Source organism: Corynebacterium sp. ACRPQ, from assembly GCF_022347225.1.
GTDB classification, from domain to species: Bacteria; Actinomycetota; Actinomycetes; order Mycobacteriales; family Mycobacteriaceae; genus Corynebacterium; species Corynebacterium tuberculostearicum_D.
In genome coordinates, this window is the sequence record NZ_JAKRNF010000047.1 from 1 (window position 1) to 713 (window position 713).

Genomic DNA, 713 nt, shown 5'->3' on the forward strand with positions numbered 1-713 from the left:
CCATTACGTTGTTGGCAGTTCCGCTTGAAGGGGCCCAGGATTCGTACTCCTAGCCCCATGCTGGGGCAGGTTATGTTTATCTGCGTTCCTTCTGCCTTGTGGCAGTGGAACTAGTCGCTGGCTTCGGTATGGCTTGTTTTCGTCCCTGTCTGAAAATGATCCGGGGGGTGATGCCACCGAAGGCAGTGACATACTCCAGACTGCTAATAGGAACCTGACCCGCACAGAATGTGCGAAGTCTCAAAGTAATGTGGATGCCAGCGTGAAGTATGTCCGACCACCAGCGATGAAATAAGTCCCATACTCATTCAATTCGCTAGGAGGTCTAGCATGACCTACGACTATGTCATCGGCATGGACGTCGGTAAATATTTTCACCACGCTTGCGTCTTAGATATCGACGGCACCCAGGTGCTATCTAAGCGCATCAACCAAAACGAAAAATCCCTGCGCACACTGTTTTCAACGTTCAGCGCACACGACCACAAAGTCCTTGTCGTCGTGGACCAGCCAAATAACATTGGTCGACTAACTGTCGCAGTTGCTCAAGATATCGGAATCGACGTGCGCTACCTTCCCGGTTTGGCTATGCGTCAACTCTCACGCATCCACGCTGGCAATGCCAAAACTGATATCCGGGACGCCTATATCATTGCCCACGCTGCAAAGAACCTTCCGGAGTCCCTCCGCAGCGTCGACCGTGTCGAAGAAGC

Annotated in this window: 1 protein-coding gene; it reads left to right on the forward strand. The window is 52.2% G+C overall.

Going from position 1 to position 713, the window contains the following annotated elements; translation table 11 throughout:
* Nucleotides 1-330 precede the first annotated feature (330 nt).
* Nucleotides 331-713, forward strand: a 383-nt coding sequence (locus tag MHY24_RS12005; RefSeq protein WP_239230927.1) for an IS110 family transposase, incomplete at its 3' end; no start/stop codon positions are given.